The following is a 14,061-nucleotide window of genomic DNA, read 5'->3' as shown; positions in this document are numbered from 1 at the left end:
CGGAGCTGTACCGCCAGTCAGGCGATCTCGCGAATCCACGGGAACGGGCGTGGCGGCACTTCGACCGGTTCCCCGACCTGGTCGCGGTCGCCCGGCAATTGCTCAAGTGCCTGGTTCTCGACGGCGAGCTCGTGGTCTGGGAGACCGCAGTCGGTCGGCTGTCCTTCGAGCCCTCCAGTGCCGCACCGCCGCCCGCGGCCGCACCATCACCGCGCTCGCCGCGAAGAGCCCGGCGTTCTTCATCGCCTTCGACGCCCTGCAGGTCGACGGCGTAGAGCTGCTGGCCCTGCCCTACGTCGAGCGCCGCCGACGGCTGGAGGTCATGTTCGCGGCCCGCACCCTGACGGCCCTTGGACGCTGTGCCCCATGACCACCGACCCGGCCAAGGCCCGGGAGTGGCCGGAGGTTTGGACGGACGTCTCCGGCGCCGAGGCCTGGTCGTAAAAGCCGTGAACCCGCGCTACCGGCCGGGATCCCGCGATCGCGCCTGGACCAAGATCCGACGCAGAGGCACCCGGTTGATCGGACCCGCGCTCATCGCCGTAGGCCCTCGGCTGGGGCGCGCGGTGGGCCGGGATTGCTTGGCCCGGCTGCCTTCGGGTAGACGCGTCTGGGCCGGCGGGCTTCCGCCGACCGCAGCTCATTCGCACGCGGCAGTGCGGAGCAGGGAGCGCTCCACCATGATCCTCATCCTCATCCTCGGCCTCGTCATCCTGATCGCCGCCCTGATCCTCGCCGTGGCTGGGGTCATGGCGAATCTCGGCAGTGCCCACGAGCTCACCAACGACTTTTCTCTCTTCGGCTACCACGTCACCAGCTCGACCGGCGCCCTGTTCCTCTACGGCATTGCTATCGGCGCGGCCGCCGTCCTGGGTCTGGCCCTCATCCTGACGGCGGCCCGCCGGGCCTCTCGACACAGCCGCCTCGCCCGCCAGGGAGATCCCCTCACCTCGAAGCGGGAGAGCGCCGTCATGGACCGCGAACGTGAGGAGCTCGTCGAGCAGCGCGCCGCCGCCCGCGCGCAAACCACCCAAGCCCTCGGCGACGATCATCCCACCACCGCGGCCCCGACCACGGGTCACCGGCGCGCCAAATGGCTCGGCGGGCACAGCGATCCGCGCTAGTCACCAGAGCACCCGGTGGTTGGGGGAGAAGTGACTTTTCGAGCGCCGGCCACCCGCCGCCCTAGCGGGGGAGGAGGGCGCGTACGGTCTTGCCGCCTTCGGGCCTGGGCGTGACGACGGTGGCAAGGGACAGGTCGTTGACCATGTGCCAGCCGAATCCGCCGGTCCCATCCCGCAGGTCGGGGATGCGCATGCGCGGCGGGTCGGGGCTGAGATCGTCGACGGCGACCTCGATCGTGCCGGGGTGGGCGGCCAGGCGCAGGGCATAGATGCCGCCGCCGTGGTGCAGCGCATTGGTCACGAGCTCGGAGACCACCAGGACCACGCTGTCGGCGACTTCCGGGGCGATCGCCGGGTGCCCGAGGATTTCCAGGAACGCCCGCGCGGTCTCGCGTGCTCCGGCAACGGCGGTCAGGGAGTGGAGGGCTGTGCGGTCGGGGCTCATCGTGGTCATCGCGCGCTCCGGGTCCGTCGTTGTGCCCCAGCAGTACTCGCGGTACCCGTAGGTGCAGTACGCAGTACCAGTAGTGCAGGCAGTACCCAGCAGTGAAGTGAGTAGAGCAGTACCTCGGTGAAGGCGTCGGCTGCGGGCGCGCGCACCGGGAGGTTCGGCAGTGGGGTTCTAAGCCAGAGCAGACGCAGGATGGGCGACGGGGCTGGCTGCCGAAAGCGTGGCGCTTGGGTGAGGTCACGAGCAGTACCGCAGACATGCTCGACACCACCCAGGGTTTCCTCCGCGCCATCGGAGACGCCGGCCTCATCGCCCCGCCCCGCTCCGCGGGCGGACACCGCCGCTACTCCCGCTACCGGCTGCGGCTCGCCGCCCGAGCCCGGGAGCTCGTCGACGGCGGCACGCCCATCGATGCGGCCTGCCGGACCGTGACGCTCGAAGTCCGGCTTGCGCAAGCGCAGCGCGTCAACGCCGAGCACGGTTGCACAGGGTGGCCCGTGGCGGGACCGTGCCGGCGGAGGTGACCGACTGGTCGGCCGCGGTGTCCCAATCCAGCGGGACCCCGCTGCTGGTGGCGGTCCACGACTGGGACGGCCCGCATGTCAGCGGGATCATCCACCTCAAGGACGTCGTCGAGGAGGGCATCCGAGAGCGGTTCGCGGAGCTGCGCGCCATGGGAATCCGTACGGTCATGGTGACCGGTGACAACGAGCTGACGGCCTGTGCCATCGCCTCCGAGGCCGGCGTCGACGAGTACCTCGCGGAAGCCACCCCCGAGGACAAGCTCGCCCTCATCAAACGGGAGTAGGAGGGCGGCAAGCTCGTCGCGATGACCGGCGACACAACGAACGACGCGCCCGCTCTCGCCCAGGGCCGACGTAGGCGTGGCCATGAACACCGGCACCTCGGCTGCCAAGGAAGCCGGGAACATGGTTGACCTCGACTCCAACCCCACCAAGCTTATAGCGCGGGTTCGATTCCCGTCATCCGCTCCATAGTAAAGCCCCAGGTCAGCGACCTGAGGCTTCATCGTTGTCTAGACCTCCCCGACCCGGCTGTGCCCTCCGCGTGCCCCAACTCGCAGGAACGCCCTGCTCGGAGGCTCTTGGTGCACCACTTGCCCCACGGCGGAGCACAATCGCCTCCTTGCGCGGCCGCAGGGGAATCGCGCCCATTCTCGGCACTGAACGGCCGGCCCGCCTTCCGACGCCGCCACATCGGGGACGGCGTCACCCGCGCGCCTCGCTTCGCAGTCCAAATGATGCAGACCGTAACGGTGCGTGTCAGCGTCATACGAGAGGAATCCGTACCCCACGCATCAAGAGGAGTCGCCGTCATGGGCGGTACGCAGGACAAGCCCAAGGAGCCGGGCAAGGGCAGCGAGGCGCAGGAGCACCATCGCTCCGGGGACCCCGCTCACCCCCAGCCCGGCAAGTCATCCCGCGAGCAGGGACAGAAGCAGGGCCAGAAGGAGAGCTCGCGCCGCCGTGAGGACGACCTGCTGCGCGAAGAGGACCTGCACGACGAGAACCTCTGACGAGAACTTCTGACGAGAACTTCTGACGAGAACAACGCTCGCGCACTCCCAGGGCCCGGCCGCCGGTTCGCAATCACCCAGGCCGGGCTTTGGCGCATACCGCCCGGCAAGGGTCTGCCCATGACAGGCAGGGGCTGAAGCTCGATCAACGACACAGGTCGTCCGCTCCGGCGTTCGGCGGCTGAGCCCCTGAACACATCGTCCGAAGGCTCAGTGGCGTCCGCGCGTGGTCACAGACCCACTCGTCGGCGGGTCCGGCTTGCATCGGGGCAGCCGACTCGGCACCCGAACGGCTCGTATCGCGACGGTGCTCACGGCCTCGGCAGGTCAGCGCGTGGTCATTTGGCGACGGTTCTGGGCCGACGTACACCTTGATGACTTCCTCGACGAAACTCCGGGTACCGTCCGGGCTCGTGCGCGGCCACCACGCACCGGCCACCACGCACCGTCCAGGAGCCCCTCCCGGGACCACGTCGTCTCCAGCCGCAGCAGCGCCGTGCCCGGTTTGATCGCCCGGTGGATCGCATCCGGCAGGAGCAGCGGGTGTGTGTGGGGCGTGTCGGAGCCAGTCATGTGGGTCCGCCCGTCTACGGGGTGCGGCCGTGCCTCAACGAAGGTCGGCACCGGTGCCGACCTTCGACGTACGCGAGCCCGCCGTCGCTTCACGGTACTCCCGGCGTCCGCACCACCGCTCTCCACGGCGTCTGCGCGGGAAAATGCCTGGTCAAATCGGCTATAAGTCATCGAACGGGCGTACAGTGAAGGCACCGGAAGTACTTCGCACGCCGGCTTTCACGCGGGTGTCGTTTCCGGCGATCGCCTAAATCCGGACTGCCGATCGGCAGTCCGGGGGCAGGTCCGCATCATGACCACCACCCTTGACCGGACCGCGCCCCGCGACCTCGCCGCAAAGCTCCCGGCCCGCTTGTCCCTCACCCCGAAGACCGCGCTCGCCGGTCTGCTGGACGGCGCCTGGTGGCCCCGCTCCCGCGACCTGGAAGTCGAGCTCCCCGCCCTCGCCGCCGCGCTGGAGGAACCCTGGGGGCGCGTCACCCGCGTCACCGTGAACCCCACCCGCTGGCCCGTCGTACCGCACACCGTGCCCACGCACGGGCACGTGGTGCACGTGGGCTGGTTCACGGAACAGGACCCCGACAAGCTGATCCTGCTTTCCTACACCGTCGGCCGCTGGGACCTCCTCGTCATCCCGCCCGAGACCGCACCCGCAGCCGCGGCCCGCCTGATGTCCGCCGCCGCGATACCGGGGAGCGCCCTCACCGCAGGCGTCCTGATGGCCAACGAAGCCGCCATCGGGCGAGGCATCCGCGACACCCAGCGCCAGGAAGCCGGCTGGGAGAGCGAAGGAGGGGCAGGCATGTCCCCCTTCGGGGGCCGGATGGACCGACGCACCCTGCCCGGAAACGGCTGGAGGTGAGCGACATGGAGACCATCGTCCTCATCGCGGTGACCATCCTCGTGATCGTCATCGGAATGCGCCTGATCCACCTGCTCAATGCTCAGCACGGCGCACGGATCGAGGCCTACCGCTTCAGCGACCCCCTGCCGAGGCCTCCCGACCTGCCGGACGACACCGGTCGTCGAGCCCACCGCACAGGTGCCGACCGGTAAGGAACAGAGACCTTCCTCCGACGGGGGGCAGCGGGCGGGGCGCCACGGCGCCCCCACCCGTCGGCTTCTCGTCCACTCCGAAAGGGAACACGCCTACGTGAAGTACATCGAGACCCAGACGCTGCCGTCGCCAGGGCACGCCGAGGTACGGATCATCGCGCACACGCCCGAAGCCGCCCGCGCGGTCGCGGAGGCGCTTCGCCACTGCTTCGCGGGCACGGAACAGCGCAGCTACCCCGCCCTCGACGGCAACACCCGCCTGCACCTGACCGTGGACACGGCCACACCCGCCGGCCCCGCCCGCTCGTGGCTGGCCGCCAGTAGGACCCCCGCCGGCACCGGCGCACACTCCGACGAGATCTGAGAGCCCCAACGTTCCCGCAGCCCACCCCACACACGAAAGGACGCGGTCATGGCCACACTGCGCGAACGCAAGACCTACCGCGATCAGGTGCTCCGGGTCCTGTACGAAGCCGTCGAAGGCAACCGCCTCCTCGGCATCACCGGAGCACAGCTGCGGCGCGACCTCCACGTACCGGAACAGGACCTCGCCGCCGCCTGCACCTACCTGGCGGGCGAAGGACTGATCACCGTCGACTGGGAACCCGGCAACACCCCGGCGATGGTCACCCTCACCCACCAGGGAATCCGGCGCATGGAGTCCGAGGAGGAGGAGCACGGCTGAAGGCCCTTGCAATGGTGGTGTGCGCGTACGGCTGCTCGGAGGCGGCCAGGAGCAGCGCGGGGGCGGTGGTGGAAAGCCCCTGGGCGGTGGCGTACCAGGAAGCGGGTTCCGGCATTGCCGGAGTGCCAGCGAAGGGATGTGCGCTGCCGAGAGCCGCACGGAGCGTGCCGTAATCGGGGACGCACGCACGTCTTCGCCGTCACCATCGAAGGCCGGATGCGCACCCGCGTCCAGGCCCAGCCGAGCGGCGGCCGGCGGCCGTGGACTGCCTTCGGCGACCGGAGGGTCGCACCCGTCGCATCGGGCAGGCCCGCACTCTGAGTCCGGAGTGCGGATCGCGCCAAGTGAAAGGGGTGAAAGGGCCGTTTCTCGGTGCCGCGACCCCCGGGGGCACGGTGACCTTCCCCACCCCGGCAGGTCCCGGACCGGACGTCCCCGACCGGGGCTTGAGGGCGGATCCCGCGCGGGCGCCCACGGCGCCGATACGCCGTCCTCGCCCGCCGCGGCACGAAACCTTCCCCCGATCAGCTCGGCAGAGAGTCGAAAACAACCCCAAACCGCTACCTCCGCCGCAGAGTCGGGGTGACCCGGGACACAGCGGCGCCGGCCGCGCGGAGGAGGCCGGCGAGCCTCCCGCCCAGGGGCCCCGGGAGCCTCCCGGGGCAGCCGGTGTGGGCCGTCCGACCTCGGCGGGCCGCTCCGCCCGAAGTGGCTGAAGTGCGCCGATGAACTTCTCCGAGAGATGAGTATTGTTCCACTCGTCGGTCCGACACGACGCGTGGAACGGGGGGATCGGTGAGCGGCGTAGTCGTCCATCTGCCGCAAGGGTGTAGTGGCGCCGACGGCGGCGAGCCGTACGGCGACGCCGTGACGTTACGCCTCGGACCGGGCGAGGTCGCCCGCTTCGGACGCGGCTCCGCGACGAGCCCCGTAGAGCTCCGCCTCGCCGACGCGGCGATCTCCCGGCTCGCCGGAGAGATCCGTGTGGCCGATGACCACTGGCAGTTGACGAATCACAGCACCACCCACAGCTACCTCGTCGAGAACCCGGAGGGCGCCGGGGAGTACCTGCGGGTTCCGCCCCGCCGGGTAGGGGCGCCGGTCCCGTTCGAGTTCTCACGCGTCGTGCTGCCCACGCGCAGCGACGTCCCCGTCTCCTTCCAGGTGTTCGCACCCGACCACATCTACCTGGACCCGGAAGCCATGGGCGCCCCCTGGGGCCGCCTCACGGTCACCGCGTACTCGCTGGACGAAACGGCCACGTACTTCCTCGTCCTCGTCGCACTCTGCGAACCGCGCCTGCGCGACCAGTCCCGCGTCGCGGTTCCCACGACCCCCCAGATCGTCGAACGGCTCAAGGGCCACGCCGCCTGCGCCACCCTGACCGCGCGTGCGGTCAGCTCGCACATCGACTACCTCGCCGAGGAGAAACTGCGCATCGGCGCCTCGGACCCGCGCGAACCCGGCAAGGGCGACCGCCGCAACGGCAAGCGGGAGGAGATCGTCGGGCTCGCGCTGCGGTTCGGGCTCGTGCGAGAGGAGCACCTGACGCTGCTGCCGCCCCTGACGGGGGCCGGCGGGCGGGAGCGGCAGACCGCGCGATGACGACGCCCCACGCCCTGCGCGACATCACGGAATGCGACGGCACGGATCTGCTCCTGCCCGGCCACCGGGTGCAGGGCTGGATGATCACCGACCTGATCGGGGCCGGAGGCTGGTCCACGGTCTACGCCGCACGGCCCGCCAACAGGTCCCCGGACAAGACCGGCCGGCCCCCCGCGCACCGGGCCGCGGCACCAGCAGACGTCGCGCTCAAAATAATGCCGACCGCCGGGTATGCTCCGCGCCAGACGCGCAGGATCGTGGAGTCCGCCCGCCGGGAGGTCGAACTGGGCCGCAGGGGCGGGCACGCACGGCTGATCCGCCTCCTGGACTCCTTCGTCCTCGAGGCACCGGACCGCCCTGCCCTGGACGGCGCGATCGTGCTGGTCATGGAGCGGGCCGCGGGCAGCCTGCGGGAACTCCTCGACGCGGGGGTGGCCGAGGCCGACCGCGCCCGGCTGATCGCGGGGATCTGCGAGGGACTCGCCCACCTCCACCGGTCGGGCTGGGTCCACGCCGATCTCAAGCCGGAGAACGTTCTGCTGGACGGCGACCGCTCCGTGAAGCTCTCGGACTTCGGGCTTGCCACCCAGATGACGGGAACGTACGGGTACGCGCCCCCCATGGGCACCTTGGACTACCTTCCGCCCGAGCGCTGGCGCGCACCCCTCGGGGAACTGGGCGTGAAGGTCCGGCCCAGTGCCGACATCTGGGCCCTGGGCATCATCATCCACGAGGTGTTCGGTTCCGGCGCCTCCCCGTTCTCCGGCGCCACGCCCATGGCACGGGGCGCCGCCGTCCAGGAGTACGGAGAAGGGCGTGCGCCACTGCGCATGGACCAGGCCGTGCCGCCGTTCTGGCGCGCACTGGCCGCCGACTGCCTCGCCCCGACCCACGCGGCGCGTGCCCAGCACACTGCGGAGAGCCTGCTCGCCCGCATCACGGCCGAACTGGAGGCGCGCGGGAGGGGCACGGGACGGCTGTGGGGCCGGGCCCGCGCCGCGATCCTCACCACCGCGCTCTGCGGGATCGCCGGTACGACCCTGTGGTCGGACGCGGCGCGGGCGCGCTCCTCCGCACCGGACGGCCTGGAGGGCGCGACGGCCGGCACGATCCGGGTGTTCAACGCGGAGAAGGGGTGCCAGGAGCGGGCCGACCGGGACCCGCAGTGCAGTCTGGGCCTGGCGATCGACCCGATGCAGCAGTACACCGCGGACAACGTCGTACCGTCCCGGGTGTGGCACGGCGACGTCCTCGCCGTCGACTGCCAGGTGTCCGACGGCCGGGCCATCATCGACGAGGCGGACCTGCAGTCCACCCGCTGGTTCCACGTCCGCCTCCCTCCCGGCTCCACACCCCCCACCGCGTGGCTCCCCGCCGTCCGCACGAAGGACCGCCCGGCGCTGAAGGAGTGCCCGCACCCCGCGACCGGGCGCTGACGCCCCCGGCCGGGACCGTCGCGCAAGCCTGACCGAGTGCACTCCGGACTTACCTTCCCTCCCGGGCCGTGGCGCACGAGCGCCGGAGCCGGTCGAACGCATACGAAGAGACTGCCCGAGGACGCTCGTGCTTCCAATCAGCGGTCTGCCAATGCCTCCGGCACCGGCGGCACCACCTTTTCGATCATCTCGACCGGGGCGAAGAGTCATACCGGGGCCGAAGGCCGGGAGCCTCATTGCAAGGCCACGAAAACGGTAACGGGCGGACCGGAGGAACAGAACGGACAGGCAGAGCGCCGGCGCAGACGCGAACTCCGCCTGAAGCAAGCCCTGCTCGGCACGTCCCGGGGCGGCCTGACCAGCAAGATTCACCTCGCCTCGGACCGCAGGTGCCGTCCGTTCGCTGGTTCGAGGAACCTGTATTCCTCAGCTACCCCGATACCGGTGAAAGTCACACCCCGCAACCGCTGAACGCAGCTGTCACTCCGGATAGTTCCGGGTGCCCTGCACCCTCCCTCGACTCCTAGTTTGTGGCCCAACCAGCCCACGGACACGAGGAGACGACGGATCACATGCGCGTCACGCGAACGCTTCTGCTCGGCGGGGCCCTCGCCCTCGCCTCCCTCGCCCCGGCGACCAGCGCCATGGCCGCCACCTCCGGCTCCGCCGGCCAGGCGAGGACGAACGACGCCGTCCAGTCCTTCCAGAACCAGGCCACGGGCCGGTGCATGGACGACACCGACAACGGCTTCCGCACCTGGGACTGCAACGGCTCGAATCCGCAGCAGTGGAGCGTGCACGTGTGGGGTGACAAGACGCGCCAGTTGATGAACGTGCACACCCGCCGCTGCATCGAGGACACCAACAGCGGCTTCCGCACCGCGGTCTGCAACTCCAGCCCGGAGCAGAGCTGGTGGGTCACGGTCTGGGGCGACGGCACCGTCCGCTTCCAGAACCAGCACACCTCGCGCTGCATCGACGACAGCTCCCAGGGTTTCCGTACCTGGGCGTGCAACAGCCTTCCGTTCCAGAGCTGGTCCTGAGCCCGATGGCGCACGGCGAAGCAACTCCCTTCCGGTAGACGTCTCCACCCACGAGGAGCAGGTTCGATGAAGATGAAGCTGAAGCTGACCCCGCTACGGTTCTCGCTGGTGCTCGGTGTGGCCGGTGCACTCCTGGTGGTGCCCACGGCCGCACAGGCGCAGGCACAGACGCAGACCCCAGCCCAGGCGACCGCGGACCACGCCGCCACCCTGGCGGCCCTGAACGAACTCAAGGCGGGCGGCGGTCCCGGGGCGGGCGTGTACGCGGGGACCCGCGACGCCTCGTGGAACCTCTCCACCGGCACAGCCACCATCAACACCAACGATCCGATCGGCCCCGACGAGTACTACCGCGTCGGGAGCCAGTCGAAGACTTTCACCGCCGTCGCCGTACTGAAGCTCGCGGAGGCGAAGGGGATCGGCCTCGACGACCCCATCGAGCGGCACCTGCCCGGCGTGGTCTCCGTGAACGGCTACGACGGGAACCGGATCACCGTCCGGCACCTCCTCCAGCACACCACCGGCATCCCGGAGAACGGCCTCCCGCTCGCGCAGGCCAGCCCGGACGGCTCGTACACGCTCGCGGCCCTGGTGAAGGACGGACTGCGCTTCGCCCCGGCCTCCCAGCCGGGCACCGCCTTCCGCTACTCGAACACCAACTACGAGATCCTCGGCATGCTGATCGAGAAGATCACCGGCCTGCCCGTGCACCAGGCCGTCACCCAGCAGGTGATCCAGCCGCTCGGCCTGACCCACACCCGCTTCCCCGCCCCCAGGGACCGCGCCGTGCCGAACCCGGCTATCCACGGCTACCGGGGGACCAGGGTCGGCACGTTCTTCTTCTGGCTGGACGGGACGGCGTTCGAACCGTCCACCTTCTACGCCTCCGGCGCCGTCATCTCCACGCTTGGGGACATGACTGCCTTCTACCAGGCGATCGTCGACGGCACGGCGCTCTCGCCCGCGAACCTCGCCGAGATGGAGAAGACCTTCGAGCTCGGGCAGCCCGGCTCGGGGAACGGCTACGGCCTCGGGATGCTGAAGATCCCCCTGCCCTGCGGCGGCTCGGCCTGGGGACACGACGGAGCCGTCCCCGGCTACTACTCGCAGACGCTCGTCACCAAGGACGGCCGGCACGCCTCCGTCATGACCAACGCGCATCTCGCCACGAACATCCCGGGCGCTCAGATGCACAAGACCCTGACCAGCGCCCTGTGCGAGACGCCGTCCTGACCCTGGTCCTGACCCGCACAAGACCGGCCTCACAGAGGAGATGACCACCGTGCGATCCCTGCTCACCGGCGGGGCCGGCTTCCGCGCCGCGATACGGGCCACCGCGCTGACCGCCGCCGCCGCGGCGACGGTCGCGGCGACCGCCCTCACCGGCTCCGCGGCGGCTGACGCCGACGCCACCGCCCCCTCGATCCCGGCCTTCGCCGACGGGCAGGGTTTGACCCAGGTCGCCGGGGCCACCGAGGTGCGTTCCGAGACCGATTTCACCCTCACCGTCACCACGCCGCAGCTCTCCGGCCGACACAAGGTACGCGTCTTCCTGCCGAGCGGCTACTACACCGAGCCGGGCAAGCGCTGGCCGGTGACGTACTTCCTGCACGGCGGCGGCGGCACCGTGAACGACGCCGCCGCGGCCCCGGCTCTGCGGGACGACCGGATGATCACCGTCGTACCGGACGGCGGTCTGAAGGGCTGGTACGCGAACTGGCGCATGCAGAACACCGCCGAGGGCGCCGCCAACTGGGAGACCTTCCACCTCCAGCAGGTGGTCCCCTTCATCGACGCCAATCTGCGGACCGTGCCCGACCGCGGCCACCGCGCGATCGTCGGCCTGTCCATGGGCGGCTTCGGGGCCCTGCACTACGCCCAGGCCCGCCCCGACCTGTTCGGGCGCGTCGCCTCCCTGTCCGGGGGCATCGACTTCGGCCTGTGGGAGGTCCGGGCCGCCGTACTGGCCACGGAGCTCAACCTGACCGGCGCCTGGTGCGCCTCGACCACCTCGGGTACCGGTGACTGCACCGGCTACGGGCCCGTGGTGGACAGCGACGCGATCTTCGGATCGCCCTACGCGATCTTCAACGACCGGACCTGGAACGAGGTCAACCCCGCCTCGCTCGCCAACCTGGGTAAGCTCGCCCACACCGGGGTCACCCTCTACACCGGCAACCAGGGCCTGATCGACGGCAAGACGGCGGTCGCTTCCACCAACGTCGCGAACCGCCTGCACCAACTGGGCATCCCGAACCGCCTCGTCAACTACGGCAACGGCTCCGGCCTGTCGCCCACCTGCAACGGTGACCACACCTACGGCTGCTGGGCCCCGGCCCTCGCCGACTACATCCCCCGCCTAGCGAACGAGTTCGTCGAGGCCGGCTGAAGCACCCCACGCATCCCCACCCCAAGCGTCCCCTCCTCACCGGGCCCGCACCAGCGGGTTCCGGTGAGGAGGCTCGAGGTCGCGCCCGCCCCGAAACCTGCTCCCCCTCAAACCCCCCCCCGTCCACGACGAATCAGCGGTCTGCCAACGCCTCCGGCACCGGCGACACCACCTTGTGAAGCGAAGTGTGCGGGGCCGGAGCTCCAGGCGATGCCCCGGCCCCGCCGCCCACCACTGTCAGTTGATCGCGGGGCCGGAGCCGTTGAGCCACGCCCACTGGGCCCAGTCGGAGAAGCCGGTCTGCCAGGTGTGGTAGACGCCCGCATGGCTGGTCCCGAAGACCTCGATGCGGCCGTCGGCGTTGGTGGCGGCGGTGATGTCCGTGCCGCCGGTGCCGATGGTGGCCCAGTCGCTGAAGGGGGCGTTGATCCCGGTCTGCCAGGCGTGGACGGCGATCTCATTGCTGATCGCGAAGACCTCCACCCGGCCGTCGGCGGCGCGCTCGCTGGTGAGCTTCGAGTTGGCCGGGCCGCCGGTTCTTACCCAGCCTGACCAGGAGGCTGGGCTTTCCTGGTATCGGTGGAAGATTCCCTCCGGTCCGGAGGCGAACACCTCAAGTCGCCCGTCGGCATTGTGGTCCACCGTCAGATCGTGGCCGCCCCCTCCGAAATGTTCCCATGGGGACCAACCACCGTTGGGGGCGAGCTGGTACTGGTGCTCGAAAACCGTGCCGTTGAGAGCGAATACCTCAAGGCGCCCGTCGGGGGACTTCTCCATTTCCAGACGGGTGTCGACGGGACCACCACCGGTGAATTCCCAGTCCGCCCAGCCGGCGTTCGGTGCGGTCTGGTATCTGTGGTACACGCCCTTCGGGCCGGAAGCAAAGACCTCGATACGGCCGTCGGCATTCGTTCCGGCGGCGATATACCGACCACCGGTGCCGAATCCCTGCCAGCCGGACCAGTCCCTGGACGGGTTGGTCTGGTAGATGTGCTGGGCCGTATCGCCGTTGATCGCCAGCAGCTCCAGCCGGCCGTCGGTGTTGGGCACGATCGTCATCTGCGCGTTTCGCGGACCGCCGAGCGGCCGCCAGGCCGACCAGCCGCCGTTCGCCTCGGTCTGCCAGGCGTGGTACACCCCGTCAGCTCCGGCCGCGAAGGTCTCCAGCCGGCCGTCGGCCGACCGTGCCGACACCACACGGCCCGTCTCAGCCGGGTGGACGGCGCGGTGAGAAGGAGCCTCGGCAACCCTCTTGTAGCGGTACGGACTGGCGGTGAACAGGCCTCCGCTCGTCGTGTAGTTGATCGGCCGCTCATATCTGACGGACCCCGCCCCGCCCATCTCCTCCATGGTGAAGAAGCGCGTGTGCTCGTGGTTGGCCCAGCCGGCGAACAGCACGACATGCCCCGCGTCGCCGCCGGTTCCCGGCCCGAGAGTGCCGACGGCGTCACCGGGCTTCAGATCCTCCCAGGCGATCAGGTCCAGGAACTCGTGCAGGGTGACCGTACTGGGCGACCAGGACAAGTGCATTGCCATGGAGACGAAGCCCGAGCAGTCGGTGCGGTAGTGCCTGCCTTCCAGGTCCGGGTGGGAGTCGTCCTGGTTGTAGTAGACGTTCAGATCCACCCAGTGCTGGGCACGGAGAAGGATCTCGTCGCGGGTGATCGGGCCACCCACGTCCGACTGGATGCGCTGGGCGGAGCGAAGGCCGATGCCGTTTCCGGCGGCACTGGCCCCGGATCCCGTCGCGAGGACGTTTGCGCCTGCGAGGGATATCGCAGCCGAAAGTCCACCGGCGGCTCTGAGAAGCGCTCTGCGGGAGGGATGGTGTGCGCTCACAAGGGGCTCCTGGTCGGTAGCGGTACGAGGCACTTACGGGAAGGGGGCGACCCGCCGTGGTCGCGTCGGGTCACAGTGTGATCGCGCCGAAAGGTAACCGAGAGGGACGCGGCCCGGGGATCCGGAGAGCTACGGATGGACGCCCGCGGCCCCTCCCGCTAAGGCTCCGCGACGCTTTGCCCGTCAGCCCGTCAGCCCGTCAGCCCGTCAGCCCGTCAGCCCGTCAGCCCGTCAGCCCGTCAGCCCGTCAGCCCGTCGACCTAGAGGACGCGAGCCGGTTTTGTCAGCCCGTAAGGTTCCGGATACTCCTCCCGGGCGGGGAT

15 protein-coding genes and 1 pseudogene are annotated in these 14,061 nt (G+C 70.1%); 14 read left to right on the top strand and 2 right to left on the bottom strand.

What is annotated here, in order from left to right:
* The first annotated feature begins 106 nt into the window (after positions 1 to 106).
* Both ACFWBY_RS16210 and ACFWBY_RS16205 read left to right on the top strand, forming a co-directional pair.
* A complete protein-coding gene (locus ACFWBY_RS16210) occupies positions 107 to 370 on the top strand; it encodes a hypothetical protein (RefSeq protein ID WP_385335247.1) in 264 nt (87 codons plus the stop codon).
* A 310-nt stretch (positions 371 to 680) separates the two neighbouring features.
* Entirely contained in the window at positions 681 to 1,124 is a 444-nt protein-coding gene (locus ACFWBY_RS16205) for a hypothetical protein (protein ID WP_385335249.1), read from the top strand.
* Between the two features lie 61 nt (positions 1,125 to 1,185).
* Here ACFWBY_RS16205 and ACFWBY_RS16200 read toward each other — a convergent pair whose 3' ends face one another.
* Positions 1,186 to 1,578 (bottom strand): ATP-binding protein, encoded by a 393-nt coding sequence (locus ACFWBY_RS16200; RefSeq protein ID WP_385335251.1) that lies wholly within the window; start codon positions 1,576 to 1,578, stop codon positions 1,186 to 1,188.
* A 206-nt stretch (positions 1,579 to 1,784) separates the two neighbouring features.
* Between ACFWBY_RS16200 and ACFWBY_RS16195 the strand changes: the two genes are divergently transcribed.
* The 12 genes and pseudogenes from ACFWBY_RS16195 (at position 1,785) to ACFWBY_RS16140 (ending at position 11,899) form a co-directional block, all read left to right on the top strand.
* Entirely contained in the window at positions 1,785 to 2,099 is a 315-nt protein-coding gene (locus ACFWBY_RS16195) for a MerR family transcriptional regulator (RefSeq protein ID WP_385335314.1), read from the top strand.
* A pseudogene (locus ACFWBY_RS16190) lies at positions 2,075 to 2,540 on the top strand (HAD-IC family P-type ATPase); the annotation flags it as partial. The gene ACFWBY_RS16195 and the pseudogene ACFWBY_RS16190, both read left to right, overlap by 25 nt.
* A gap of 371 nt (positions 2,541 to 2,911) precedes the next feature.
* A complete protein-coding gene (locus tag ACFWBY_RS16185) occupies positions 2,912 to 3,112 on the top strand; it encodes a hypothetical protein (RefSeq protein ID WP_385335253.1) in 201 nt (66 codons plus the stop codon).
* A gap of 865 nt (positions 3,113 to 3,977) precedes the next feature.
* Positions 3,978 to 4,547, top strand: a complete 570-nt coding sequence (locus ACFWBY_RS16180) for a DUF5994 family protein (protein ID WP_385335255.1) — start codon at positions 3,978 to 3,980, stop codon at positions 4,545 to 4,547.
* 5 nt (positions 4,548 to 4,552) lie between these two features.
* Positions 4,553 to 4,741, top strand: coding sequence for a hypothetical protein (locus ACFWBY_RS16175; RefSeq protein ID WP_385335257.1), 189 nt, complete (start codon positions 4,553 to 4,555; stop codon positions 4,739 to 4,741).
* A 97-nt stretch (positions 4,742 to 4,838) separates the two neighbouring features.
* Positions 4,839 to 5,105, top strand: a complete 267-nt coding sequence (locus tag ACFWBY_RS16170) for a hypothetical protein (RefSeq protein ID WP_385335259.1) — start codon at positions 4,839 to 4,841, stop codon at positions 5,103 to 5,105.
* A 48-nt stretch (positions 5,106 to 5,153) separates the two neighbouring features.
* Positions 5,154 to 5,426: a hypothetical protein gene (locus tag ACFWBY_RS16165; RefSeq protein ID WP_385335261.1), complete on the top strand. Its 273-nt coding sequence runs from the start codon at positions 5,154 to 5,156 to the stop codon at positions 5,424 to 5,426.
* 795 nt (positions 5,427 to 6,221) lie between these two features.
* Complete coding sequence (locus ACFWBY_RS16160; protein WP_385335263.1) at positions 6,222 to 7,031, top strand: serine/threonine protein kinase; 810 nt, start codon at positions 6,222 to 6,224, stop codon at positions 7,029 to 7,031.
* Positions 7,028 to 8,467, top strand: a complete 1,440-nt coding sequence (locus tag ACFWBY_RS16155; protein WP_385335265.1) for a serine/threonine-protein kinase — start codon at positions 7,028 to 7,030, stop codon at positions 8,465 to 8,467. Before ACFWBY_RS16160 ends, ACFWBY_RS16155 begins: the two co-directional genes overlap by 4 nt.
* A 572-nt stretch (positions 8,468 to 9,039) precedes the next feature.
* A complete protein-coding gene (locus ACFWBY_RS16150; protein ID WP_385335267.1) occupies positions 9,040 to 9,510 on the top strand; it encodes an RICIN domain-containing protein in 471 nt (156 codons plus the stop codon).
* Positions 9,511 to 9,576: 66 nt separating this feature from the next.
* The gene (locus ACFWBY_RS16145; RefSeq protein WP_385335269.1) at positions 9,577 to 10,743 is read left to right on the top strand and encodes a serine hydrolase domain-containing protein; all 1,167 of its coding nucleotides are present in this window, start codon (positions 9,577 to 9,579) and stop codon (positions 10,741 to 10,743) included.
* A gap of 40 nt (positions 10,744 to 10,783) precedes the next feature.
* Positions 10,784 to 11,899, top strand: a complete 1,116-nt coding sequence (locus ACFWBY_RS16140; protein ID WP_385335271.1) for an alpha/beta hydrolase — start codon at positions 10,784 to 10,786, stop codon at positions 11,897 to 11,899.
* A gap of 237 nt (positions 11,900 to 12,136) precedes the next feature.
* On the opposite strand, the gene ACFWBY_RS16135 is transcribed toward ACFWBY_RS16140, so the two are convergent.
* Entirely contained in the window at positions 12,137 to 13,576 is a 1,440-nt protein-coding gene (locus ACFWBY_RS16135; protein ID WP_385335273.1) for a hypothetical protein, read from the bottom strand.
* Positions 13,577 to 14,061 lie beyond the last annotated feature (485 nt).

It is taken from the genome of Streptomyces sp. NPDC060049 (genome assembly GCF_042736715.1).
In the GTDB taxonomy this organism is placed as follows: domain Bacteria; phylum Actinomycetota; class Actinomycetes; order Streptomycetales; family Streptomycetaceae; genus Streptomyces.
The sequence above is the reverse complement of the archived record's forward strand: the minus strand, read 5'-3'. Positions and strand labels throughout refer to the sequence as shown.

Excerpts from the sequence above, each read along its gene's own strand:
- ACFWBY_RS16155 (WP_385335265.1), top strand. The coding sequence starts at position 7,028 with ATGACGACGCCCCACGCCCTGCGCGACATCACGGAATGCGACGGCACG.
- ACFWBY_RS16140 (WP_385335271.1), top strand. The coding sequence starts at position 10,784 with ATGACCACCGTGCGATCCCTGCTCACCGGCGGGGCCGGCTTCCGCGCC.
- ACFWBY_RS16200 (WP_385335251.1), bottom strand. The coding sequence starts at position 1,578 with ATGACCACGATGAGCCCCGACCGCACAGCCCTCCACTCCCTGACCGCC.
- ACFWBY_RS16150 (WP_385335267.1), top strand. The coding sequence starts at position 9,040 with ATGCGCGTCACGCGAACGCTTCTGCTCGGCGGGGCCCTCGCCCTCGCC.
- ACFWBY_RS16145 (WP_385335269.1), top strand. The coding sequence starts at position 9,577 with ATGAAGATGAAGCTGAAGCTGACCCCGCTACGGTTCTCGCTGGTGCTC.
- ACFWBY_RS16185 (WP_385335253.1), top strand. The coding sequence starts at position 2,912 with ATGGGCGGTACGCAGGACAAGCCCAAGGAGCCGGGCAAGGGCAGCGAG.
- ACFWBY_RS16205 (WP_385335249.1), top strand. The coding sequence starts at position 681 with ATGATCCTCATCCTCATCCTCGGCCTCGTCATCCTGATCGCCGCCCTG.
- ACFWBY_RS16180 (WP_385335255.1), top strand. The coding sequence starts at position 3,978 with ATGACCACCACCCTTGACCGGACCGCGCCCCGCGACCTCGCCGCAAAG.
- ACFWBY_RS16175 (WP_385335257.1), top strand. The coding sequence starts at position 4,553 with ATGGAGACCATCGTCCTCATCGCGGTGACCATCCTCGTGATCGTCATC.
- ACFWBY_RS16165 (WP_385335261.1), top strand. The coding sequence starts at position 5,154 with ATGGCCACACTGCGCGAACGCAAGACCTACCGCGATCAGGTGCTCCGG.